This window comes from Catellatospora sp. TT07R-123, assembly GCF_018327705.1.
In the GTDB taxonomy this organism is placed as follows: Bacteria; Actinomycetota; Actinomycetes; order Mycobacteriales; family Micromonosporaceae; genus Catellatospora.
Genome location: NZ_BNEM01000001.1, coordinates 591,432 through 612,529, shown reverse-complemented (window position 1 = coordinate 612,529; position 21,098 = coordinate 591,432). Strand labels below are relative to the sequence as shown.

24 protein-coding genes and 2 pseudogenes are annotated in these 21,098 nt (G+C 70.4%); 17 read left to right on the top strand and 9 right to left on the bottom strand.

Annotated features, from left to right (window positions below; translation table 11 throughout):
• Nucleotides 1–44: 44 nt before the first annotated feature.
• A complete protein-coding gene (locus Cs7R123_RS02595) occupies nucleotides 45–248 on the top strand; it encodes a cold-shock protein (RefSeq protein WP_212823141.1) in 204 nt (67 codons plus the stop codon).
• A 908-nt stretch (nucleotides 249–1,156) separates the two neighbouring features.
• On the opposite strand, the pseudogene Cs7R123_RS39900 reads toward Cs7R123_RS02595, so the two are convergent.
• Together Cs7R123_RS39900 and Cs7R123_RS02590 are read right to left on the bottom strand one after the other, a co-directional pair.
• Nucleotides 1,157–1,249, bottom strand: a pseudogene (locus Cs7R123_RS39900) (spermine synthase); the annotation flags it as partial.
• A gap of 32 nt (nucleotides 1,250–1,281) precedes the next feature.
• A complete protein-coding gene (locus Cs7R123_RS02590; protein ID WP_212823140.1) occupies nucleotides 1,282–1,620 on the bottom strand; it encodes a helix-turn-helix domain-containing protein in 339 nt (112 codons plus the stop codon).
• A 573-nt stretch (nucleotides 1,621–2,193) separates the two neighbouring features.
• Between Cs7R123_RS02590 and Cs7R123_RS02585 the strand changes: the two are divergent.
• The 8 genes and pseudogenes from Cs7R123_RS02585 to Cs7R123_RS02550 all read left to right on the top strand — a co-directional run.
• A pseudogene (locus tag Cs7R123_RS02585) lies at nucleotides 2,194–2,310 on the top strand (cold-shock protein); the annotation flags it as partial.
• Nucleotides 2,311–2,469: 159 nt separating this feature from the next.
• A complete protein-coding gene (locus tag Cs7R123_RS02580; protein WP_212823139.1) occupies nucleotides 2,470–2,937 on the top strand; it encodes an Asp23/Gls24 family envelope stress response protein in 468 nt (155 codons plus the stop codon).
• Nucleotides 2,937–3,401 carry a hypothetical protein gene (locus Cs7R123_RS02575; protein ID WP_212823138.1) on the top strand — a complete coding sequence of 155 codons (465 nt, stop codon included), beginning with the start codon at nucleotides 2,937–2,939 and terminating at the stop codon, nucleotides 3,399–3,401. The genes Cs7R123_RS02580 and Cs7R123_RS02575 overlap by 1 nt, the downstream gene beginning before the upstream one ends.
• A gap of 31 nt (nucleotides 3,402–3,432) precedes the next feature.
• Entirely contained in the window at nucleotides 3,433–3,624 is a 192-nt protein-coding gene (locus Cs7R123_RS02570) for a hypothetical protein (RefSeq protein WP_212823137.1), read from the top strand.
• A complete protein-coding gene (locus tag Cs7R123_RS02565) occupies nucleotides 3,621–4,052 on the top strand; it encodes an Asp23/Gls24 family envelope stress response protein (protein ID WP_280517270.1) in 432 nt (143 codons plus the stop codon). Before Cs7R123_RS02570 ends, Cs7R123_RS02565 begins: the two co-directional genes overlap by 4 nt.
• A gap of 18 nt (nucleotides 4,053–4,070) precedes the next feature.
• Complete coding sequence (locus Cs7R123_RS02560) at nucleotides 4,071–4,601, top strand: DUF6286 domain-containing protein (protein WP_212823135.1); 531 nt, start codon at nucleotides 4,071–4,073, stop codon at nucleotides 4,599–4,601.
• Nucleotides 4,598–5,173, top strand: coding sequence for an alkaline shock response membrane anchor protein AmaP (gene amaP, locus Cs7R123_RS02555; RefSeq protein ID WP_212823134.1), 576 nt, complete (start codon nucleotides 4,598–4,600; stop codon nucleotides 5,171–5,173). The genes Cs7R123_RS02560 and amaP overlap by 4 nt, the downstream gene beginning before the upstream one ends.
• Before the next feature lie 107 nt (nucleotides 5,174–5,280).
• Nucleotides 5,281–5,799 carry an inorganic diphosphatase gene (locus tag Cs7R123_RS02550; protein WP_280517269.1) on the top strand — a complete coding sequence of 173 codons (519 nt, stop codon included), beginning with the start codon at nucleotides 5,281–5,283 and terminating at the stop codon, nucleotides 5,797–5,799.
• Nucleotides 5,800–6,052: 253 nt separating this feature from the next.
• Here Cs7R123_RS02550 and Cs7R123_RS02545 read toward each other — a convergent pair whose 3' ends face one another.
• A complete protein-coding gene (locus Cs7R123_RS02545) occupies nucleotides 6,053–6,340 on the bottom strand; it encodes a catalase-related domain-containing protein (protein ID WP_244871556.1) in 288 nt (95 codons plus the stop codon).
• Between the two features lie 70 nt (nucleotides 6,341–6,410).
• Here Cs7R123_RS02545 and Cs7R123_RS02540 point away from each other — a divergent pair, with 70 nt between their 5' ends.
• Nucleotides 6,411–8,693 (top strand): discoidin domain-containing protein, encoded by a 2,283-nt coding sequence (locus Cs7R123_RS02540; protein ID WP_212823132.1) that lies wholly within the window; start codon nucleotides 6,411–6,413, stop codon nucleotides 8,691–8,693.
• A 214-nt stretch (nucleotides 8,694–8,907) separates the two neighbouring features.
• Here the strand turns inward: Cs7R123_RS02540 and Cs7R123_RS02535 are convergent, their stop codons facing one another.
• A complete protein-coding gene (locus Cs7R123_RS02535; RefSeq protein WP_280517268.1) occupies nucleotides 8,908–10,212 on the bottom strand; it encodes an EAL domain-containing protein in 1,305 nt (434 codons plus the stop codon).
• Between the two features lie 376 nt (nucleotides 10,213–10,588).
• Here Cs7R123_RS02535 and Cs7R123_RS02530 point away from each other — a divergent pair, with 376 nt between their 5' ends.
• From Cs7R123_RS02530 to Cs7R123_RS02520, 3 genes are all read left to right on the top strand, one after another.
• Nucleotides 10,589–10,792, top strand: coding sequence for a cold-shock protein (locus tag Cs7R123_RS02530; RefSeq protein WP_212823128.1), 204 nt, complete (start codon nucleotides 10,589–10,591; stop codon nucleotides 10,790–10,792).
• A gap of 338 nt (nucleotides 10,793–11,130) precedes the next feature.
• Nucleotides 11,131–12,312: a DEAD/DEAH box helicase gene (locus Cs7R123_RS02525; RefSeq protein ID WP_244871555.1), complete on the top strand. Its 1,182-nt coding sequence runs from the start codon at nucleotides 11,131–11,133 to the stop codon at nucleotides 12,310–12,312.
• Nucleotides 12,313–12,380: 68 nt separating this feature from the next.
• Nucleotides 12,381–12,800: an STAS domain-containing protein gene (locus tag Cs7R123_RS02520; RefSeq protein WP_212823126.1), complete on the top strand. Its 420-nt coding sequence runs from the start codon at nucleotides 12,381–12,383 to the stop codon at nucleotides 12,798–12,800.
• Nucleotides 12,801–12,980: 180 nt separating this feature from the next.
• On the opposite strand, the gene Cs7R123_RS02515 is transcribed toward Cs7R123_RS02520, so the two are convergent.
• The gene (locus tag Cs7R123_RS02515) at nucleotides 12,981–13,730 is read right to left on the bottom strand and encodes an SDR family oxidoreductase (RefSeq protein WP_212823124.1); all 750 of its coding nucleotides are present in this window, start codon (nucleotides 13,728–13,730) and stop codon (nucleotides 12,981–12,983) included.
• 505 nt (nucleotides 13,731–14,235) lie between these two features.
• On the opposite strand from Cs7R123_RS02515, the gene Cs7R123_RS02510 reads away from it, so the two are divergent.
• Together Cs7R123_RS02510 and Cs7R123_RS02505 are read left to right on the top strand one after the other, a co-directional pair.
• Nucleotides 14,236–14,637, top strand: coding sequence for a TIGR03618 family F420-dependent PPOX class oxidoreductase (locus tag Cs7R123_RS02510; protein WP_212823122.1), 402 nt, complete (start codon nucleotides 14,236–14,238; stop codon nucleotides 14,635–14,637).
• A 227-nt stretch (nucleotides 14,638–14,864) separates the two neighbouring features.
• Nucleotides 14,865–15,197, top strand: coding sequence for a YciI family protein (locus Cs7R123_RS02505; protein ID WP_212823120.1), 333 nt, complete (start codon nucleotides 14,865–14,867; stop codon nucleotides 15,195–15,197).
• 20 nt (nucleotides 15,198–15,217) lie between these two features.
• Here the strand turns inward: Cs7R123_RS02505 and Cs7R123_RS02500 are convergent, their stop codons facing one another.
• Genes Cs7R123_RS02500 through Cs7R123_RS02485 form a run of 4 tightly spaced genes read right to left on the bottom strand, consistent with a single transcriptional unit; the run spans nucleotide 15,218 to nucleotide 19,125 of the window.
• Complete coding sequence (locus tag Cs7R123_RS02500) at nucleotides 15,218–16,444, bottom strand: adenylosuccinate synthetase (RefSeq protein WP_212823118.1); 1,227 nt, start codon at nucleotides 16,442–16,444, stop codon at nucleotides 15,218–15,220.
• Nucleotides 16,441–17,406 carry a hypothetical protein gene (locus Cs7R123_RS02495; RefSeq protein ID WP_212823116.1) on the bottom strand — a complete coding sequence of 322 codons (966 nt, stop codon included), beginning with the start codon at nucleotides 17,404–17,406 and terminating at the stop codon, nucleotides 16,441–16,443. Before Cs7R123_RS02495 ends, Cs7R123_RS02500 begins: the two co-directional genes overlap by 4 nt.
• Nucleotides 17,407–17,416: 10 nt before the next feature.
• Nucleotides 17,417–18,400, bottom strand: coding sequence for a lipopolysaccharide kinase InaA family protein (locus Cs7R123_RS02490; RefSeq protein WP_212823114.1), 984 nt, complete (start codon nucleotides 18,398–18,400; stop codon nucleotides 17,417–17,419).
• Nucleotides 18,400–19,125, bottom strand: a complete 726-nt coding sequence (locus Cs7R123_RS02485) for an NUDIX domain-containing protein (RefSeq protein WP_212823112.1) — start codon at nucleotides 19,123–19,125, stop codon at nucleotides 18,400–18,402. The genes Cs7R123_RS02490 and Cs7R123_RS02485 overlap by 1 nt, the downstream gene beginning before the upstream one ends.
• Nucleotides 19,126–19,299: 174 nt before the next feature.
• Between Cs7R123_RS02485 and Cs7R123_RS02480 the strand changes: the two genes are divergently transcribed.
• Nucleotides 19,300–20,490, top strand: coding sequence for an RCC1 domain-containing protein (locus tag Cs7R123_RS02480; RefSeq protein WP_212823111.1), 1,191 nt, complete (start codon nucleotides 19,300–19,302; stop codon nucleotides 20,488–20,490).
• Nucleotides 20,491–20,748: 258 nt separating this feature from the next.
• Nucleotides 20,749–21,066 (top strand): hypothetical protein, encoded by a 318-nt coding sequence (locus Cs7R123_RS02475; RefSeq protein ID WP_212823110.1) that lies wholly within the window; start codon nucleotides 20,749–20,751, stop codon nucleotides 21,064–21,066.
• The last annotated feature ends 32 nt before the right edge of the window (nucleotides 21,067–21,098 follow it).

Genomic DNA, 21,098 nt, shown 5'->3' with positions numbered 1-21,098 from the left:
GGAACCGCACAGGGCGGTCCCCAACAGCCTGCGAAGGAGCAGACATGGCTACAGGTACCGTGAAATGGTTCAACGCCGACAAGGGCTTCGGCTTCATCAGCCAGGACGACGGCGGCGCCGACGTCTTCGCCCACTTCTCGGCGATCTCCTCAAACGGCTTCCGCAGCCTCGAGGAGAACCAGCGCGTGGAGTTCGCCATCACCCAGGGCCCGAAGGGCCCCCAGGCGTCGGACATCCGCTCGCTCTGATCCACGCTTTCCCGAACGGCGGCCTGACTGTTTCAGCAGGCCGCCGTTCGGCGTTCATCTATCATTTGTTCAGGTTCGTTCTTGCGATGTCCCGTGGCCTACGGCCCCGTGCCTTCTCTGCGACGTACCGCTCGAGGAAGGCACAGCATGACCGTGATCACCGCGCCGCCGCGCCCGCACGACGCCCACCCGCAGACCGTCCCGGGCGGGTTCAGTCACGACCGGCAACCGGTCGCTGGCGCTCCGCTCTGGAAGCCGACCCCCACTGCGGCCTTCGGTCGCATGGCACCGTTCCTTGCTCCACCCACCACGGAAGAACAGAAGCCCGCGCCTCGTGCATCCGATCGGGATGAGGTGGCGATGCATCGACTGCGCCACCCGTTCGCTGGCGCAACCGACCCGGGCCACGGCGGACAGTGAAGATGGCCGCCCCGTCAGTGTGAGCTCATAACCACCGCTGGCGATGACTGCAGCAGCCGAACTCCGGTAGCCCTGGCCTTACGAGAAGCGACGTCGCGACCGGAACTGGCCGACCTCGACTCCTCGTCACCGTCACCCACCGTCGCACCCTGCTCGACGGCCACAAAGCCTTCCTCTGCCAGCAGTACAACCTCGGCCAGCGCAACGCCTCGGAACTGTTCCGGCAGATCAAAGCCCAGGGCTACCGCCGCAGCCCACCCCAGCCGGCCACTTCATCCGGCTGCTCAAGTTCATCCGGCTGCTCAAGAAGGCCGCGATCGCTGCTGGAGGGGTAGGCAACCCCGTGGTCGCGAGCGACATCCTGGCAGCAAACCAACGGCGGACAACCGGGCCGCTGCACCCCCGAACACAGCTGGGGCCACGCGGCGACATACGTGCTGCGTCCAGCCGGACGCTGACCGTCGCCCACGGCAGGCCCGGCGAGGATTACGTTGCGACGAGCCCGGCCGGGTGGCCGATACACAGCGGTGCAGCGTGAGCGCGCTGGCACCCAAGTGCAGCACCCACGGTGGGGCGCCGGCGCGGCGGCGTCGACGATCGAGGCGATGCGGCGCTATTCGGTACCGCCCGGAGCGGGTCGGCCTTCGGCCTGGTAGCGCCGGTTGAGTTCGAGCGCCTCCTGCAGCTGGTCTTCGAGAATGATGATGCGGCACGCCGCCTCGACCGGTGTGCCCTGGTCGGCGATCTCGCGGACCCGGGCTGCCAGGCGCAGTTGGTAGCGCGAGTAGCGGCGATGGCCGCCGTCGGAGCGGGCCGGGACGAACAAACCGCCCTCGAGGGAGCGGAGGAAAGCCTGGGTGACGCCGAGCATCTCGGCGGCCCGGCCCATCGTGTACGCGGGATAGTCGTCGTCGTCGAACTTGTCGGCCGGGACACTGTCAGCAGAGGTCATAGGCACCTTTCCTAGAACGCAGGTAAGGATCCCGGCGCCAAGACGCCGGGATCCTTGGGGAGAAACGAGTTACATACCATCGCCGGCCGACTGCACCGGCTTACCGTCTTCTCGCGCCCGCCAGACAGCGCGGGGTAGCGAGCATCTCGTGGATACGACCGGGGACCACCTTCCGTTCGGGGTCTGCGGCCCGCCGGCATGCGTGCCGGGCGGGGATCCGATGGCACTACTCCTCTCGCCTTCACCTGTCACTGATCAACTACGGGTACTGCGGTCGTGCGACTTGCCAGAACTGCCATGACCGGAATCGATGCGGTCCTTCACCCGGCGTGCGGTCTGCGGGGCCTCTTTCGTGCACCTGGCCTCGCGTCCCGAACGGTCGGACGGTCCTGCTTCCTACCCGTGCTGCAGTTCACCTGCCGCACTCGATAGATCTTCGTTTGCAACAACTGGAACACTACACAGGGCCGGACTGGATGTCTACTAGCGCCGCTGAAGATTTTCGGGTTGGGCGAGTAGTGCCTTCCTGTGCGCTGATGGCCGAGCCTCGACTGGGACTCGGGCTGCGTTCAAGCCGACAAGGGCTTCGGCTTCATCACCGTCGACGGCGGCACCGCCGACGTCTTCGTCCACCACTCGGTCATCCAGATCGGCGGCTACCCCGAGCTGCGCGAGAACGAGCGCGTCGAATCGACCGGCTGATCTGCCGCTTCCTGACCCGCCGCCGGCTTTCTGGCCAACCGGGGCGATATCCGCAAGGCGGACGTGGCGAACAAAATTCGCAAAACATGACTGATACCGGCGCGGTGTGGGAACGGAGCGGCTGAAGGCGAGACCAAGGAGAAGCCGATGACGCAGACGATGGAACGTTCTCCCGTGCCGGCCGCCGAGGCGGGTCGGGAGGCGAAGCCGCGCAACGACCGGCTGGTGACCGATACCGGCAAGATCAGCGTCGCGCAGGGCGTGGTTCAGAAGATCGCGGGAATCGCTTGTCGTGAGGTCGCCGGTGTGTACTCGATGGGTACCGGCAGCGCGCGGGCGTTCGGCGCGATCCGGGAGCGGATCCCGGGTAGTGCGGGCCCGAACGTCGCTCAGGGAGTCGGCGTCGAAGTGGGCGAGACGCAGGCCGCGGTCGATCTCGACATCGTGGTCGATTACGGGGCCAGCATCGCGGAGCTGGGCCGCAGCGTGCAGCGCAACGTCAAGCAGTCGATCGAGCGGATGACCGGCCTGGAAGTGGTCGAGGTAAACGTGAACGTCGACGACGTCCACCTGCCGGACACAGGCGACGATCGCAGTTCGGCCAGGGTCGAGTGATGTGCACGCCGGGGTCGGCCGAGCGGCTGCCGGAAGTCGATGCCGAGGCGGTGGCGGGCGCGGCCCGCGCCTGCCGCGGGGTGGAGGCGCTGCTGGGCGGGTTCCCGGAGGTGGCGACCTACCTTCCCGGAAGGCGGGTGCTGGGTGTGCGGGTGACACCGCGAGCGGTGGAGATCCAGCTGCGCGCGGCCTGGGGGATACCGGCAGATGAGGTCGCCGCGGGGGTCCAGGCGGCGGTGGCGCCGCTGGTCCCCGGGCGTGCCGTCGATGTGACGATCGGCGATCTCGGTGACCCGCCCGAGGCCGGCCCGCCGACCGGCGCGCCGACGTCCGCCACGACGGGAGCGGCGGGCCTTCTCGACGCCCGGGTGGTCCTGGCACACGCCTCGGCGGAACCCGCAAAGACGCACGGTGACCTACTCGGGTCCGAGGCGATGCCGCACAGGGCTAACGCCGCGGCCTGAATTCAGTTCAGACAACGCGAGGGAGCAGCTCATGAATCGCACCATGTTCGGCACCGCTGTGGGGCTGCTCCTCGGCGTCGTGCTGGTGTATGCCGGATTCGGGCCGATGGTCGTGGTCGCCGCGTTCGGGCTCGCCGGCTGGGCGGTGGCGAAGGTACTGGCCGGGGAACTGGATCTCAGTCGGCTCGGCGAGGGCACCGGTCAGCGTCGGAGTCCCCGATGACAGCCACCACACGGCACGCGGCAGACCCCGCGACCAGCCCGCCCGAAGACGCCGGGCCGTCATCCGGCGGAACGATCCGCATCAGCAAGGACGTGATCGCCAAGGTGGCGGCACAGGCCGCCGGCGAGCTGCCCGACGTCGGTGGCCCGACACACGGGCTCGGTCGCCTGCACGGCACCGACAAACTCGGTGGCAAGGCGGACCTGAGCCATCGACCGAAGGCATCCGCGCATGTTGACGGTGACCGCGTGTACGTCGACCTGGTGGTGAGCGTGCGATGGCCGGCATCGCTGCCCGACGTCACCGCGGCGTTGCGCGACCACGTGCGCACCCGTGTCGAACAGGTGACCGGCCTGCACGTCGGTGCCGTCGACATCGACGTCACCGACCTGATCGGCACCAACCACGCCGGCGCCCGCGTGCGCTAGCCAACGACAGGAGGCAGCATGAGAAGGCTCGTCAACCGCCTGCTCGCCCTGATCACCGGCCTGGCCCTGGCCGCTGCGGCGGCTCTTGTCATCGTCGAGGCCGTCGCCGTGCTGATCGGCAAGGGCCCGCTGCTGGTCGACTGGCCCGCCGCGGCCGGGTGGGTGCGGCGCACCGCCTGGGGCGACCGGCAGGCGCTCGCCGTCAGCCTGCTGCTCCTCGCTTCAGGTGCCGCGCTCGTGCTCGCACAGCTGTGGCCGGCCAGGGTCCGGCGGCTGCCTATCGACACCGCGGACCCGGCCACCGACGCGGCGATAAGCCGCCGCACTCTCGCCCGGGACGTGACCGCGGCTGTCCAGGAGGTCGACGGAGTCGTCCCGGAACGGGTCAAGGTCGGGCGGACCCGGATCTCTGTGCGCGCCGGCGCCCACGTGGCCGACCGGTCCGCGCTGGCCGGCCAGGTGAGCGCCGCGGTGCGGGAAAGGCTCGACCGACTGCGCCTGCGTCGCCAGCCCCGGCTCACGGTGAGGTTGTCCCGGAGGGGATCATGAACGTGGACCGCTTCAACCGCATCGCGCTGCTCGCCGTCGGAACGCTGCTGCTGGCTGCCGGGGTTGTGGGCCTGCTGGCCCACACCGACGCCCTGGGCTGGTCGCTGCGCGACCGGGTCCTCGCCGACAGTCCGGTGAGCCGGTACGCCGCCGACAACAGCCGCTGGCTGTGGCCGGTCGTGGTGGCCGGTGCTGTCGTAGTGCTGGTGCTGGCCGTGAAGTGGATGCTCGCGGTGCTGCTCGCCACCGACCGGCTGCGTACGGTGGCGTTGCGCACCGAACCGGACACCGGCGAGCACACGACGCTGGCCGGACCCGCCCTGGAGGAAGCCGTGCGGGACCAGATCGAGGCGTACCGCGGAGTCGCCTCGGCGAAGGTCCGCCTCCTCGGCGAACCGCAGAAGCCGATCATGGCTGTCGGGGTGCGGACCTCCGCCCCGGGCAGGCTCGCGCCCCTGTGCGACCGGATCGAACAGGGGGCTCTGGCAGACGCCCGCCGCGTACTGGGCCGGCCGGACCTGCCCGTGCGCGTGGACCTCGACACCGGCCGCCGACCGGGCCGGGTGGTTTGAGGACCGCCAGACGTGGGGGCAGGTAGTTGACCAGTTCGCTTTTCCCGGCTTTCCCGGCGCGGTCGGGGCGGCATCCGCCGGAGGCCGCCGCGGGGCGCGGTGGGCAAGTGTTCGACGTGACGGTCGAGATTCCTCGCGGGACCCGCAACAAGTACCGCATGGAGCGCGCCACGGGCCGAATCCGGTTGGATCGGACGCTGTTCACCTCGACGCAGTATCCGGCCGACTACGGTTTCATCGAGGACACCCTCGGCGAGGACGGCGACCGGCTGGATGCGCTGGTGCTGGTCCAGGAGCCGACCTTTCCCGGCTGCGTCATCGGCTGCCGGGCGATCGGCATGTTCCGCATGCGCGATGCGGGACGCCCCGATTTCAAGGTCCTGTGCGTGCCCATCGCGGATCTTCGCCTCGCTCATCTCGCCGACATCGACGACCTTGAGCCCTACCACCGGATGGAAATCCAGCACTTCTTCGAGATCTATACAGACCTGGAGCCCGGAAAGAGCGTCGACGCCGAGCACGGCGTCTGGGCTGGGCGGATGGAGGCGGAACGGGAGGTCGTTCAGGCGCGGGCACGCATGGCCACCGCCGAGGCCCGAGATGACGCGCAGGAAGAAGTACGCTGAAGAAGCCGCGGGTCCGTAGCACGGATGGTGCCGCGGGTGCGGCCTGTCCGTCGGCGACCACGACGGCGTCGTACAGCACCGATGCCACCGTGTTCACGGCCCGGGTCACCGGAATTGCCGCTCCGTCGGTAGTCGTCACGGCCCCGTCGACCAGTCCGTGGTTGGCCGGCCCCGCCGCCGGGGACGCGACACCGATTACCCGCGGCCACGGCCACGGCCAGCTGATGGTCGATCTGGTTGAGGTGTTCGAACATCAGTGGATGTGCGGTTGTTCCACCTCGCCGAGTTCGAACCGGTACGCGGTGATGATGTGCTCCTTCTCCCACGCGGCCATGCTGTTCCAGAACAGGGTGGCCTGGGAGTAGCGGTCGGCGAAGGTCTCCGACCATTTGCGTTCCTTGCCGGTCTGGCATGGCCGAAGGACTCCTGCCAGACCGCTTTTCTGCCCGTGCGGCCGGATCGCCGAGGATGACGCGCAGGTGCGCTGCGCTTTGTGCGGATCTGTGCCATCCGGACGGCAACGGCCGATGCCCGGCGCCACAGATATTGACATCGAGGTTTGTGAGTGTTGTCGTGGGCCTATGCCCGGCCGACCGAAGGGACCGCTTCACATGACCCCCTGTCGCGCGTCAGGCCTGCTTACGGCGGTCTTTGCCGTCGCCGCCACCCTCACCGTGCCCGCACCGGCAGCGGCCGCCGCCTCGCCGCAGACGATCCCCGCGCTGCAGCAGTGGACGGTGGGCTCCGGCAGCTACACGTTCACCTCTACGAGCCGGGTCGTGGTGAACCTCGCCTACGCTGGCCAGCTCGCCGACGAGGGACAGACTCTCGCCGACGACCTGTCGACAGACCAGGGCAGGACCGTCTCGATGATCCAGAGCAGCAGCCCGGTCACCGGTGACATCTACCTCACCCTCGGCGGCGCCGACGCCAACGCCGAGGGTTACACGATGACCGTCGGAGCCACGATCGGCATCTCGGCCCGTACCGACGTCGGGGCCTTCTACGGCACGCGTACCGTGCTGCAACTGCTGCGCCAATCCGCGAGCGTCCCCGCCGGCACCGCGAAGGACTGGCCGGTCAAGCCCGAACGCGGCCTGATGATCGATCAGGGCCGCAAGTTCTTCACCGTCGCCTGGGTGCGCAACCACATCCGCGAGCTGGCCTACCTGCGGATGAACTACTTGCACCTTCATCTGTCGGACAACTTCGGCTTCCGCCTCGAATCCGCCACTCACCCGGAGGTCGTCTCGACCCAGCACTACACGAAGGCGGAGATCGGCAGCCTGGTGGCGCTGGGTCAGAAATACCACGTGACGATCGTGCCGGAGATCGACACCCCGGGACACATGGACGCGATCCTCGCCGCCCACCCCGAGCTGAAGCTCAAGAACTCGTCCGGCACCGCCAGCAACTCCTTCATCGACCTGTCGCTGGCCGGGTCCTACACCCTCATCGGCGATCTGATCAACGAGTACCTGCCGCTGTTCCCCGCGCCGTACTGGCACCTCGGCGCAGACGAGTACGTCACCGACTACGCTCAGTACCCGCAGCTGCTCACTTATGCCCGCGCGCACTACGGGTCCGGCGCGACCGCGAAGGACACCTACTACGGCTACATCAACTGGGCGAACGGCCTCGTCCGGACCGGCGGCAAGACGATGCGGATGTGGAACGACGGCATCAAGTCCGGCGACGGCACCCTCAGCCCGGCCGCGAACATCATCGTCGAATACTGGTACAACTACGGACTCACGCCGGCCCAGCTCGTCGCCGCCGGGCACCTCGTCGCCAACGAGTCCTGGGACCCGACCTACTATGTGCTCGGCGGGTCGAAGCCCAACAGCCAGTGGGGCTACGAGACCTGGAGCCCTGACCTCTTCCAGGGCGGCAACACGATCTCCGACGGCACGAGGAATCTTGGCACCAACATCCACGTCTGGTGCGACAACCCGAATGCCGAGACCGAGGAACAGGTCGCGGCCGGCATCCGCTACCCGCTGCGCGTCCTCGCCCAGCAGACCTGGGGCTCGCCGAAGCTCGTCGCCGCCTACTCCTCGTTCACGACCATCGCCGACACCATCGGCCACTCTCCCGGCTGGCCGACCGTCAGCCTCCCCGGCGACCTCGCGCTCAACCGGCCGGTCACGGCCTCCTCGACGGAGACCCCGTCCTTCCCCAGCAGCGCGGCCGTCGACGGTGACGGGGCTACCCGCTGGTCGTCAGCCTATGCCGATCCCAGTTGGATCCAGGTCGACCTGGGCTCGACAGTCTCGATCGGACGGGTGATCCTGCGCTGGGAGACCGCATACGGCAGGGCGTACCAGATCCAGACCTCCAACGACGGCTCCGCCTGGACCACCGTCTACTCCACCACCACGGGCGACGGCGGCGTCGACGATCTCACCGGCCTGGCGGGCAGCGGCCGCTACGTCAGGATGTACGGCACCGCACGGGGCACGACCTATGGCTACTCGCTCTATGAGTTCGAGGTCTATCCGGGCACCCCCAACCTCGCCCGCAACCGGCCGGTCACGGTCTCGTCCACGGAGACGGCCGACTTCCCGGGCTCCTACGCGGTAGACGGAGACACGTCCACGCGGTGGTCGTCAGCCTATGCGGATCCCAGTTGGATCCAGATCGACCTTGGTGCCACGCAGACCGTCAAACACATCATCCTGCGCTGGGAGACCGCGTACGGCAGGTCGTACCAGATCCAGACCTCCAACGACGGCACCACGTGGACCACCGCCTACTCGACGAGCACCGGCGACGGCGGCGCCGACGACCTCACCGGGCTCACCGCCAGCGGCCGCTACCTGCGCGTCTACGGCACGCAACGAGCCACCCAGTGGGGCTACAGCCTCTACGAGGTAGAGGCATACGCCGTCTGACGTCGGTTCCCCGTCCGGCACGACGGGATCAGACCTGCATGACGCGTAGGCCCGCGGCCGAAAGTTGCGCAATCGCCTCCGGGCTCGCGGTGGTGTCGGTGATCGTCTGCACGGCGCCGCTGCTCGGGGTGGCCGCGCGGCTGGGCCGCAGCTCCCTGCCCAGGGCCGTGCCGAAGCCGGTGATCAGGCGCGAGGCGCTCGCCGTCGCCGGTGCCTACGCCAGCGGCGGGCTCTCGGCGATCGGACGCAGCCTTGGCACGAGGGTGCGTGCGGCGTCGATCACGAGGTCGCGGTCGTAGCTGACGATGACGTCGAACTCTCGGCCGCCCTCGCTGGTGCCCAGATGGCCGCGGTCTCTGGCGAACAGGGCGCACGCGAAGTAGGTGCCGATCACGATGACGTTCCACTCGCGCAGGAGCGGATCGGTGGCGGACAGCGCGGCACCGCGTACGCCGGGTGAGGGTTCGGCAGGCATGTTCGCGCCGAACGCGGCGACCAGGAACGCGTGGCCCGCCAGCCTGCGGTAGCGGTCCTCGGCCTGCCGGAAGTACCGCAGGTCCTGGAAAGTAGACAGCAGCACGGCCGATTCGCGCGAGAGGCTCTGGCTCTCTATGTGCCTGCTGAGGGGGATCAGCAGTTCCTTGGTGGTGGGCCGGGCGGTCCGGTGCTGGCGGGCGTGTTCGAACGGAGTGCTCGGCCCGTCGCCGCTCACCGCAAGCCGGGGGAGCGGCCGGCCCGGGCCGGGGAAATGGCCGGGCAGCGCGCCAGGCCGACCGAAGTACCAGCCCTGGCCGAAGGTCGCGCCCATGGAGGAGGCGACGGCGAGGTGCCGTTCGGTCTCGATGCCCTCGGCGAGGATGACCGCGCCGGTGCGTTCGGCCTCGGCCAGTGCGGCGTTGACCACGCGGGAGACCCGGCCGGTGGTGCGCTCCTGCACGACGGTGCGATCCAGTTTGATCACTTCCGGCGAGATCAGGGGCAGCGTGGCGAGGGTCGCGGGGTTGGACCCGACGTCGTCGAGGGCTATGCGGGCCGACCGGGCACGCAGCCCCGCGATGGAGGCGACCAGCGCCGCGGGATCGCGGTCGAGCTGCCGTTCGGTGATCTCGACTACCACCTGGAGTTCTCGGTAGGCCCGCTCGTTCAGATCGGTCAGATCCGTCGGGCAGGCGGCACGCATCGACACCGGCTCGACGTTGACGAACAGCGGCAGATAGGCGGGCAGGTGTGCGTCCAGGGCGTGCTGGAACGCCGAGCAGCGCGCGATCCAGTCGAGTTCTGCGGTGCGGCCCAGCTGCGCGGCGGTGCGGAACAGGACTTCGGGGGAGTGGAAGGCCGTGCCGACCGGGCCGCGAATGAGGGCCTCATATCCCGCGACCCGCCCGTCGGCGATCGTGACCACGGGCTGGAAGACAGGCTGAACGGCACGGCAGCCGAGAAGGTCTTCGAAATCTGCCGGGCCGGCTGCCCACCCGGCCGAGTCCGGCTGCGTCCCCAGGGCTCTGTGCACACGCCACATCCCAAGATCGACGACTTGCGGTGCTCGCGCCGCCGGATCGCAGCGCTCGATGCGCCCGAGCAGCCCTTACGTTACCCGTGAAGGTCGAGACGACGCCCGGCGCTGAGCGAGCCTTGCGGATCAAATGTATCGTTTTGCAGCGGTCGGCGCCAAATGTGGCTGTCGGCGTCCGGACGAGCCGCTGCGGGGACGGCGTGCCTCCAATAACCGCGCCGGGCGTGTATGGTAAAGAGACAGTTTCCTGTTTGTGGTCCTTCCACCTCGCCGGGGCATTCTCCGGGGTCGGTTCTCCTCCCGGATTACCGCGGTTACCGCTGCTCGAGACGGCCCATCGGGGCCTCGCGGCGCGCGCGGTCCCCTGCCTCAAGGAGCACACATGGCATTCGGCACCGTGAAATGGTTCAATGCCGACAAGGGCTTCGGCTTCATCACCGTCGACGGCGGCACCGCTGACGTCTTCGTCCACCACTCGGTCATCCAGATCGACGGCTACCGCGAGCTGCGCGAGAACGAGCGCGTTGAGTTCGACGTCGTGCAGGGCCCGAAGGGCCCGCAGGCCGAGGCCGTACGCCTCGTCTGAGCCGACCGCGACGTCCGTCGTGGCCTGCGAATGGGCAGTCCCCGGCGCCGCGATTCGATTCACGGACCGGCCGGGCGTTGCCACCACCGAGTCGCCGCCGGTCGCCCGACCCGAAACGGGTCGAGGGCTGCCGCGCTGCACACCGACTTTCGAAAGGCTCCAATTTGACTACAGCTGTACCTCTCCGGACCGTTCGCCGCAGGCGCCGGCCCTCGCAGACGCCGGCCGTGGCGGTGCCCACTCCGGTACGACCGCCCACTGGACCAGACGCGGAAAGCTTCGCGAAACTGGCCCTGCATCCGGCGCTGATCGACATCCTGGCCGCGCAAGGGTTGACCGTGCCGACACCGATCCAGGCCCGCGCCGTTCCCGACGCAGTCGCCGGGCGTGACCTGCTCGGCCGTGCGCGTACCGGCTCGGGCAAGACACTCGCCTTCGGGCTGCCGATGCTGACCCGTCTGGCGGGCCGCCGGGCCGCGGCCCGCCGCCCGCTGGGCCTGGTGCTCCTCCCCACCCGGGAACTGGCAGCCCAGGTCAGCGCCGCGCTGGCCCCGTACGCCAAAGCGCTGAGCCTGCGCATCGTCACCGTCGTCGGCGGTTTGTCCCTGGGCCGGCAGAGCGACCAGCTGCGCTCCGGCGCCGAAATCGTCATCGCCACCCCCGGCCGCCTCAACGACCTGCTCGAACGCGGCGACTGCAAGCTCGACCGGGTCGAGATCACCGTGCTCGACGAGGCCGACCAGATGGCCGACATGGGCTTCCTTCCCCAGGTCACAGCGCTGCTGGCCGCGACCGCGCCGGACGGGCAGCGGATGCTGTTCTCCGCCACCCTGGACGGCGACGTCGACCGGCTGATCCGCCGCTTCCTGACCGACCCGGCCCGGCACTCGGTCGACCCGCCCGCCGGTGCGGTCACCACGATGGACCACCACCTGCTGCATGTCGACGCCGCCGACAAGGACGCAGCCACCGCACGCATCGGCGCCCGCGACGGCCGGGTCATCATGTTCGTCAAGACCAAGCACCGCGCCGACCGCGTAGCCGACCGGCTGCTGGCCAGCGGCGTCACCGCGGCCTCCCTGCACGGCGGCAAGAGCCAGCCGCAGCGCACCCGCATCCTCGAGCAGTTCAAGTCCGGCGCGGTCAACGCTCTGATCGCCACCGACCTGGCCGCCCGCGGCATCCACATCGACGACCTCGACCTCGTCGTCAACTACGACCCGCCCAACGACGCCAAGGACTACCTGCACCGCGGCGGCCGCACCGCCCGCGCCGGGCGCAGCGGCACCGTCGTCACCCTCGTCGTCGACCACGAGCGCCGCGACACCACCCGCCTGCTGGCCGCCGCCGGCGTCAAAGCCCGGACGACGTCGGTGGGCCCCGACGGCCACGAGCTGACCCGCATCACCGGAGCGCGCACGCCGTCGGGCATCCCGGCCGTGCTGCCCGCCTTCCGTCCCTCCGTCCCCGACCCGGCGCAGCCGGCCCGCCGAGCCCGCCGCAACCGGAGACCACGCTGAACACGCCGATGCGGCGCAGGACAGCCAGCCCCAATACAGCGGAACCGGCCACCACACGCGGTGTCGTCATGCCAGAGGAACTGCGCATCCGCCTGCGCGTACACGCCGGAGAACTACGCCTGCTGGTGGCGGGCGAGGTCGACCTCGCCACCGCGTACCTGCTCGGCAAGGTGACCACTGCGTTGCTGCGCACCCGCACCGCCGCGAGTCTGGCCATGGACATGTCCGCGGTCACGTTCATCGACGCCGCCGGGATCGCGGCGGTGATCGGCTGCCGCCGCCAGGCAGCCCGACACCGCCTCCCCTTCTCTGTCGTCAACCCGTCGCGCGCGGTCGCCGCCACCATCGGACTGTGCGGCGTCGGACACCTGCTCGCGCAGCCGGTGCCACTGGGTTGTGCCGCTGAGGCGCTGGCATCGGCCCCCACCCGACACCGCCCCCGCAGGCGTCAGCCGTCGTCGGCACGCCCACGTCCGGCACGACCGTGACGTCACAACAGATTGCTGCGCCGGATCGGCTTCAGTAGCCGACAGGTCGGCGGCGCGTCTCCGTCGGGCAGGGCTGCCTGATCCGGCCCACCCGGTGACGCGCCGTCCGGCGCTGCAATCGATGAGTGCCGACGCGTGTCCGCGGCGGGCCGCCCATGGTGGACCTGTTCCTGGCCCAGGTCAGACCTGGTTCATGCCCCCGTCGACGAACAGTTCGGCGCCTGTGATGAAGCTGGACTGCCCGGATGCCAGGAACAGCACCGCGTCGGCCACCTCCTCGGTCCGCCCCATCCGGCCCAGCGGAACCTGGGCGATCAGCGCCTGTCTGAGCTGCCGCGCCTGCTGCTCACCGGCGGCCAGCCCGCTCAGACCGGGTGTCTCGATCGGGCCGGGGCTCAGGGTGTTGACGCGTACGCCCCGGTCCTTGAGTTCCACGGCCCACGTCCGGGCCAGCGACCGGACCGCTGCTTTCGACGCCCCGTATACGCCGAACGACGGCTGACCGGCCGACCCGGCCGTGGAGCCGGTGAGGATCACCGAGGCTGGGTCGTTGAGCAGCGGCAACGCCTTCTGCACGGTGAACAGCAGCGCTTTGACGTTCAGGCCGAACGTGGTGTCGAAGTGCTGCGCCGTGACCTGCTCCAATGGTGCGAACTCGCCGCCGCCCGCATTGGCGAACACCACGTCAAGCCCGCGGCCGCGGGCACGTACGGCATCGTAGAGCCGGTCAAGGTCGGCGTCTGAGGTGACGTCGCCGGTGATACCGGTGGCACTGTCACCGATTGCGGTCACCGCCGCGTCCACCTGTGCGGGACGCCGACCCATGATGAAGACGTGCGCCCCATGCTCGGCCAGCCGTTTCGCGGCTGCCAGGCCTATGCCGGTGCTGCCGCCGGTGACGACCGCCGTCTTACCGTCAAGCTGTCCCACGACTGCCTCCTCGCATCGCCGGGTCGGCTGCCGGCGCCGCTTGCCTCCCCCATTGATCCCACAACTTCCCGGCGGCGACCCGTCATATCGCCAACTTCGCGCTGGTGGCGGATCCCAGGCGATCGGGCCGACGCCCGCTTCCCATCGCCGTCCGCGGCGTTATGGCATGTGAGGGGTCGCTGCCGCGAGGGGTTGCGGCAGTTCGAGCCCGGCCGGTGGGATTGCCTGAGGGGTGCAGTCCCACCGGCCACACTCGCGAGACCTTGTAGGGCGACACGATGCACATGTTCTCGGCAGGTAACCCTCGGCAGCGGACCCGACAGCGACTTCATGCTTGCCGCCATTTGTGCCGATGCGGTCGCCGCCCGGCTGCTCATCCGCCCGCGTGAGGCGCGCGGGTCCGTAGCGCCGTCCTCCAGGCCGCTGAGCGCTCATCGGTATAACGTGATAACGATTCTGCGCAGCTGGGCGGCGCGAACACGGCCAGCAGGAAGGCGGGCGGGTGATGACGACACGCTTGACCCCGGCGGCACTGGATTTCGTCGAACGGCGGCACCTGGCCACGTTGACGACCTTGCGCGCCGACAGAAGCCCGCACGTGGTGCCGGTGGGATTCACCTACGACGCCGATGAGCATGTCGCCCGGGTCATCTGCGACGGCTCGAGCCGAAAGGTTGCCAACATCAGAGGTGAAGGCTACGCGGCGCTGTGCCAGGTCGACGGTGCCAGCTGGCTGACCCTGGAAGGCCGAGCCGTAGTGCAGACTGACCACGCGGCGGTAGCCGACGCGGTCGCCCGCTACACCGCCAGATATCGCGAGCCCAGACCGAACCCGAACCGGGTGGTCGTCGTCGTGACCATTGATCGTGTGATGGGCTCGGCTGATTTGACTGCTGCCCGACCATGACATGAGGCACCGCGCCCGCTCCAGTGGCCGGCAGGACTGGGGCGCCAACTTCAACCGGGTGCTGTGGAACGCGGGTGCAGGGGAGTACCGCTCACCCGGGTACGGCGGGCGACACCGACGACCCGGTCCGACGGCGTATGCGCCGCTCCGCAGGTTTCGCCGCCCGCCTGACCGGTGATCTGGTATGTGTCACCGCCTGGTGACCCCAGCCGCGGAAGGATCCCGCCATGGCGAAGTTCGTGACCATCGGATACGGCGACCAGGCCGGATACGACCGGACCGCCGCTGCGCTGCGCGATCGGGCGCATGCCCATGAGGTGCGGCTGCGGGAGGCCGGTGCCGAGTCGGGGATCGCCGGCCCGCCCGTTCAGGTGAGAAACCATGATGCCGCCGGCGTGGTCGTCGAGCAGGGTCCGTTCCTGTCCGCGGCACTGCCGGTGGCCGGGTTCGCCCTCATCGAGGCCGCTTCGATGGACGAGGCGATCGAAGCCGTGTCCGCGACTCCGTGCGCGATCGCGCACGGAGTCGTCGAGGTGTGGCCGCTGCACGAGCCGGAGTAGGCCGCCGACGATGCGGCAGGTCACCGCGACCGCGTGGCCCACTGCTTCTTGTCTGCGCAGGTCGGGCCGGACGAGGTGACCGCGACCGGAACGCCGAGCACTTCCGCGACATCGCCGAGCCCGGTGTAGACCGGGGTGGCGGTGCTCAACGTCTGGGTGAGCTTCTCCTGGTACGCCAGGTCGCCGCGCTCGCCGGGCGCGATCCGGTCCAGTCGTCCGTACGACAGGCACATCTTCAGCGCGTGGTGTTCTGCCGCGTCGGTGTGGGTGACGGCGAGCGCGTCGACGCCGCCGCAGACCTCGACGGCGTAGCGGTGGGCCACGGCGTCGAAGTGTCCGGCCCGCCATGCGCCCTGCCACGGTCCGTGGCCGTTGTGCCGCTCCGGAAGCGCCGCCGTGAGCTGCGGATCCTCGGTGACCAGAGGTCCGGCGCCGTGGCGGGTGGTGTAGGTGCGTACGACGCCCAGGCGCAGGGCGTCGCTGTCGCCGTCCTCGGCCAGCAGCGTCTCGGCGTTGTCGAAGGTGGTGGTGGACCAGGTGGTGTACGGGTGCCAGCCGCGCCATTCGTCCAGCAGCACGCCCTGGGCCCCTTCGAAGACGCAAGGGCCGGACAGCGCCTGCCGGGACGAGGAGACGAGCCGGACCGCGGTCCCGAACGCCTGGAAGGTTTCGGCGACGGCGGCGACCGGCGGCGCGTCGAGGGGGCCGAGTTCGGCGGTGAGCGCGTCCCGGACCGCCGCCAGCTTGCGCACCAGCGCGACCGGGGAGTCGGTGTCGCCGGCGCGTACGGCGAGGTCGGGGTGGGCCAGCGCGAACGCCGCGGTCTCGCCGACGCCCATGCCGCACGACCCGTGCCGGTCGCCGCCGCGTGCGGTTTCCCGGCGGCGGTTGGCGGCCCGGTGCCACGGCGTCGTCAGCAGGGCCCGCCGGTCGACGGTCAGCAGCTCGAACGGCGCGGCCACGCCCAGTTGCACGAGGTGTCCGGCCTCGGCGGCCAGCGCCAGCGGGTCGACCATCATGAACCGGGACAGGTGGGTGCGTACGCCGTGCAGGGTGCCGGAGCCGAACTGGGCGAAGGTGTGGTGACGCCCGTCGGGCGTCACCACGTTGTGGGCGGCCTGCGCGCCCCCGTTGAACCGGATCACGGTGCTCACCGGCCGGGTCGCGCAGAGCCAGTCCACGATGGTGCCCTTGCCGGCGTCGCCGTAGCCGAGGTCGACGACGATGACGTGGCGGGGTTCGGTCACAGCCGGGTCACCGGCGTGGCCCGGTCCCCGAAACCGATGGGAAGCGCGGAGCGCACCAGCGCGCCGCGGGTCCTGCCCAGCGGGGCGAGTGCCTTGCCGACGGTCGGGCTGGCCGCCGACCCGGCCTCGGTGAGGTCGACCAGGCCCGAGTCCAGGTCGGTGGCGTCCTCGCCGAGTCCGACGGTGAGGGCGATGGTCTCGCAGACGGCGTCGAGGTCGTCGAGTTCGATGACGTTCTGGCCGAGCAGCCCGCGCCAGAATCCGAGGATCTGGGCGTCGCCGGTGTAGCTCGCCTGGGCGGGCATGATGAAGTACACGTCGTAGCTGCGCTGCAACTCCGCGACGATCGCCTCGGTGCTGATCGGTTCGCCGATCGTGTCGCCGATGACCTTGCGCACCTCGCCGGGCTTGACCTGCCGGTAGGCCATCTCGTCGCCGATGATGAACAGGTAGCCGCGCCGGCCGCGGGCGACGGCGTCGAGCGCGGTGTGGCGGGCCATGAAGTACATGGCGAGTTCGTAGGACTCGGTGCGCTGCCCGCCGCCACCGCCTTCGAGCAGGATCCGGCCGAGGTCGTCGTCGGTGCGGTTGTCGGACTCGAACTGCCCGATCTGCAGCGGCGCCCGGTCGCAGGTGGCGTCACCGATCGCGCCGAACAGGATCTGCGGGTCGGTGCAGTAGCCCTTGCGGATCAGCAGGCCGAACAGTTCCGGCAGTTTGGTCTGCAGCACGCGCGGCACCGAGCCCATCGACCCGGTCACATCGAACAGGATCGCGATCGGCGTCGACCGCGGGTGCTGGTCGCTGTCGCGGCTCTCCCGCACCGTGACACCGTGCGGGTTGAGGGCGTCGTGCACGGTGCGCGCGCCGGAGTCGCTGTAGGCGAACGCGCTCGTGCCGGTTGCCGAGCGGTAGCCCGCCGCGGCGGCGTAGACGTCGGTGGACCATCGTCCGCTTCCCATGATCTGCTCCTTACAGGGTGAAGGGCCGGTAGGCGCGGGGCCCGTAGAGCGTTTCGAGCAGCTCGTCGAGTTCGGCGAGCAGCCGCCACGCGTCGTGCGGGCGGGTGTTCGGGTCGGGCAGGGTGCAGCCGCGGGCGAACCGGGCCAGGGCCGGCGGTGTCCGGTCGCCCATGAGCCAGGTCATGCACCGGGTGGCGAGGTGGACGTCGGTCGCCGGCCCGGCGGGGCGCTTGCCGGTGACCTCCGGTGGGTAGAGGTCGCGGTACCCGCCGGCGAGCGCCGGGACGGTCTGGCCGGGTTCGGTGGTGCTGTAGCACCAGTCGACGAGGACGAGGCCGTGCTCGCCCGGGTGGATCAGCACGTGGTCGGGGACGACGGCGCCGTGGACGACACCGGCGCGGTGGGCGTACCCGACGGCGACCAGCAGCCGCCGCCACATCCATGCCGCGTCACGCGGGTCGACCCCGTCGGGGTGGGACTGCTTCACCCGGGCCAGGTTCACGAACCCGTCCTGGTGGGCGAGGACCGTCGCGGTGCGGCGGGTGCCGCCGGCGGGGTCGCGGTGCGTGAACGACTCGATCAGCCGCGGGGCGTACGCGTGGTGGCGCGCCTCGCCGTGGTCCCGCAGCCGGGCCAGGGCGCGTGCCTCGCGGCTCATCAGGTCGCTGTCGGCGGGGTGGCGGGGCAGCTTCAGCAGCGCCGTGCCGTCGTCGACGGTGTACAGGTCGGCGAGGTCGCCCGTGTACCGCAGCGGCCCGACGCGATAGGTGCCGCGGTGGGTGACCATCGTCGTGTCGTCGTGGTGCGCCGCCCACAGGTCCGAGAGCCGGGTGAAGGCGCGCGTCGCGGTCGCGGCCGAGCCGGCCGGTGCGGCATCCGGGTGCAGGGCCTTGGCGAGCATCCGGTATGCGCGTCCGCTGTCGCCGCCGCCGAACAGGTCGCCGGGCACGCGTGCGGCCATCACCCGGGTGACCGCGTCGTCGAAGCCGCTCATCACCGCTCCTGCGAGGGCCGCAGCAGCGCCGGGTGCAGGATGCGGGCGTCGCCCGCCCGGTAGAGCTTGGAGCGGGGGCCGCCGCGTTCGCCGCCGCGCTGGGTCGTGGCGCCGGTGTCGGCGATGAAACCCGGCACGGACAGCGCTTTGCGGTGGAAGTTGCCTGCGTGCGGCTCCTCGCCCCAGACCGCCATGTACACGCCGCGCAGCTGCGCGATCGTGAACTCCTCGCCCACGAACGCGGTCGCCAGCGGCGTGTATTCGATTTTGGCGCGGGCACGTTCGAGGCCTGCGGCGAGGATCGCGTCGTGGTCGAACGCGAGGCCGGTCGCGGCGCCGACGGGGACCCAGCGGGCCGCGGCGGCGTCACCGCCGACGGTCGGATCGGGCAGGTGCGGCGCGAAGGCGAGGTAGGCGACCGACACCACCCGCATGCGCGGATCGCGGCCCGGGTCGCCGAACGTCGCGAGCTGCTCCAGGTGGACGCGGGGAAGAATCGCTGTCTCCTCGGCGAGCTCGCGCAGGGCCGCCTGGTCGAGTGTCTCCTCGCGGACGAAGCCGCCCGGCAGCGCGAGGCGGCCGGCCTGGGGCTGCTCGCCGCGTTCGACGAGCAGCACGTGCAGGACGCCGTCGCGGATGGTGAGCGTGACGACGTCGACGGTGACCGCGACCGCCGGGTAGGCCCGCGGGTCGTAGCCGTCGAGGAACTCGCGCTCGGTGACCATGCCATGTCCTTATCGATCTGAGATTAACTCGAACTGAGAATGACTGTAGGCCGAGGCGTGGCCGCTGTCAATCGCCGGCGGATCCATACGGGCTGACCTGCCACGTCCAGGCGTGTCGGCGACATCCGTCGGCGACCCACCGGTACAAAAGATTCCATAACACGCGGGGTGAAGATGGACACGACGCTCACACGCCGACTGGCCGGTGCGGCACTGCTCGGCACGATCCTGGTCTCGCCGCTCGGCGCCGCCGACCAGGCGGCGGCTGCGCCGCGACACGGCTTCACACCGCACCCGGCGGTGGCGTGGGGGAGCAACCTGGACGGCCGGCTCGGCGACGGCACCACGCAGCCGCGGCAGACACCGGTAGCCGTGACGGGCCTGCTGTCGGTCGCGCAGCTCGGCGCGGGCACCGGGTACGGCATCGCGCTGCTGGCCAATGGCACGCTACGAGCCTGGGGCGACAACGAGCGCGGCCCGCTGGGCGACGGCACCGAGACCGACCACTCCACCCCGGGCGTCGTGACCGGACTCGACGAGGTCACCGCGGTCGCGGCCGGCGCCGTCCACGCGCTGGCGCTGCGCCGCGACGGCACCGTCTGGGCCTGGGGCGACAACAGCAGCGGCCAGCTCGGCCTCGGCGTCATCGACCCGAACCCGCAGCTCACCCCGGTGCGCGTGCCCGGGCTGACGAAGGTCCGGGCGATCTTCGCCCGGGACAGCTACTCCATGGCGATGCTGGCCGACGGTACGGTGCTGGCCTGGGGCAACAACAGCGCGGGGGTGCTCGGCAACGGCACGTTCGGCACGGACGACCCGCACCCGACGCCGGTACGGGGGCTGCACGGCGTACGCACCATCGCGGCGGGCAGCGGTCACGTGCTGGCGCTGCGGCGCGACGGCACCGTGCTGTCCTGGGGCGCGAACAACTTCGGCCAGCTAGGCCGGGGCACGGTCAGTCAGACGCCGTCGCCGCTGCCCGCTCCGGTGGAGGGGCTGACGGGGGTGGCGGCGATCGCCACCGGGTTGCGGCACAGCCTGGCGCTGCGCAAGGACGGCACCGTCCGGTCCTGGGGCGACAACTCCGCCGGCGAGCTGGGCGTCGGCGTCTTCGGCGGCGTGCGCGATCGTCCGGTCACGGTGCGGCGGCTGGCAGGGGCACGCGCGGTCGCGGCCGGGTTCGACACCAGCTACGCGCTGTCGCGCGGCGATGACCACGTCGTACACGCGTGGGGCCGCGACGACACCGGCCAGCTCGGCGACGGCAGCACCACCGGCCGCGCGCTGCCGGTCACGATCCAGACGAGCCTGGACGCCGTCGCCGCGGTCGTCGCCGGAAACGGGTTCGCCCTGGCCGCGGGCTGACATCGCCGCGACCACGTCGACCGGACGGGTGCAGCCCGTTCGCCCCTGTGCCAGTATCGGCCGATGACAGGACTGGTGCGGGCAGACGGAGACTCCGTTGCGGCGGGAAGGATCGCACGACGGATCGGGTACTGGGACGGACCGTGGGCGTGGTCGGGCATGCCGGACGTCTGCCGCTTCGTGGATCTCGGCGCTGACGACACGCAACAGCGCCGGGTCGCGGCCTATCTCCGATCCGGGCCGCGATTCGTGCTCACCATGGGCGTGTCCCTGTGCCGGCTGTGCGGCTGCGGCAACGGCTCCGCCGAGCAGACCGACGGAGAGTTCATCTGGCCCGAGGGCCTGGCGCACTATGTCGAGGACCACCGCGTGCGGCTGCCGGATGAGTTCATCGAGCGCGCCGAACGCGGCCCGGTCGCCGACTTCGACCTGGACGGCTTCTGCCGCGGCCTGCGGCCCGACGGCGATGTGAGCGTCGACCTCGACTGGTGGGAGGGCCTGCCCCAGACCGGCCGCCCCGGCTCGGTGACCGGACACCTCCCGGGATGTCGGCAGAGCACTTCGGCCCCGGGCTGAGACAGGGCTGGTGACAGAGCCGATCGAGGAGG

What these genes read in the sequence shown, in the direction of transcription:
- Cs7R123_RS02595 (WP_212823141.1), top strand. Translation starts at nt 45, where the DNA reads ATGGCTACAGGTACCGTGAAATGGTTCAACGCCGACAAGGGCTTCGGC.
- Cs7R123_RS02590 (WP_212823140.1), bottom strand. Translation starts at nt 1,620, where the DNA reads ATGACCTCTGCTGACAGTGTCCCGGCCGACAAGTTCGACGACGACGAC.
- Cs7R123_RS02580 (WP_212823139.1), top strand. Translation starts at nt 2,470, where the DNA reads ATGACGCAGACGATGGAACGTTCTCCCGTGCCGGCCGCCGAGGCGGGT.
- Cs7R123_RS02575 (WP_212823138.1), top strand. Translation starts at nt 2,937, where the DNA reads ATGTGCACGCCGGGGTCGGCCGAGCGGCTGCCGGAAGTCGATGCCGAG.
- Cs7R123_RS02570 (WP_212823137.1), top strand. Translation starts at nt 3,433, where the DNA reads ATGAATCGCACCATGTTCGGCACCGCTGTGGGGCTGCTCCTCGGCGTC.
- Cs7R123_RS02565 (WP_280517270.1), top strand. Translation starts at nt 3,621, where the DNA reads ATGACAGCCACCACACGGCACGCGGCAGACCCCGCGACCAGCCCGCCC.
- Cs7R123_RS02560 (WP_212823135.1), top strand. Translation starts at nt 4,071, where the DNA reads ATGAGAAGGCTCGTCAACCGCCTGCTCGCCCTGATCACCGGCCTGGCC.
- amaP (WP_212823134.1), top strand. Translation starts at nt 4,598, where the DNA reads ATGAACGTGGACCGCTTCAACCGCATCGCGCTGCTCGCCGTCGGAACG.
- Cs7R123_RS02540 (WP_212823132.1), top strand. Translation starts at nt 6,411, where the DNA reads ATGACCCCCTGTCGCGCGTCAGGCCTGCTTACGGCGGTCTTTGCCGTC.
- Cs7R123_RS02535 (WP_280517268.1), bottom strand. Translation starts at nt 10,212, where the DNA reads ATGTGGCGTGTGCACAGAGCCCTGGGGACGCAGCCGGACTCGGCCGGG.
- Cs7R123_RS02530 (WP_212823128.1), top strand. Translation starts at nt 10,589, where the DNA reads ATGGCATTCGGCACCGTGAAATGGTTCAATGCCGACAAGGGCTTCGGC.
- Cs7R123_RS02520 (WP_212823126.1), top strand. Translation starts at nt 12,381, where the DNA reads ATGCCAGAGGAACTGCGCATCCGCCTGCGCGTACACGCCGGAGAACTA.
- Cs7R123_RS02510 (WP_212823122.1), top strand. Translation starts at nt 14,236, where the DNA reads ATGACGACACGCTTGACCCCGGCGGCACTGGATTTCGTCGAACGGCGG.
- Cs7R123_RS02505 (WP_212823120.1), top strand. Translation starts at nt 14,865, where the DNA reads ATGGCGAAGTTCGTGACCATCGGATACGGCGACCAGGCCGGATACGAC.
- Cs7R123_RS02495 (WP_212823116.1), bottom strand. Translation starts at nt 17,406, where the DNA reads ATGGGAAGCGGACGATGGTCCACCGACGTCTACGCCGCCGCGGCGGGC.
- Cs7R123_RS02490 (WP_212823114.1), bottom strand. Translation starts at nt 18,400, where the DNA reads ATGAGCGGCTTCGACGACGCGGTCACCCGGGTGATGGCCGCACGCGTG.
- Cs7R123_RS02485 (WP_212823112.1), bottom strand. Translation starts at nt 19,125, where the DNA reads ATGGTCACCGAGCGCGAGTTCCTCGACGGCTACGACCCGCGGGCCTAC.
- Cs7R123_RS02480 (WP_212823111.1), top strand. Translation starts at nt 19,300, where the DNA reads ATGGACACGACGCTCACACGCCGACTGGCCGGTGCGGCACTGCTCGGC.
- Cs7R123_RS02475 (WP_212823110.1), top strand. Translation starts at nt 20,749, where the DNA reads ATGGGCGTGTCCCTGTGCCGGCTGTGCGGCTGCGGCAACGGCTCCGCC.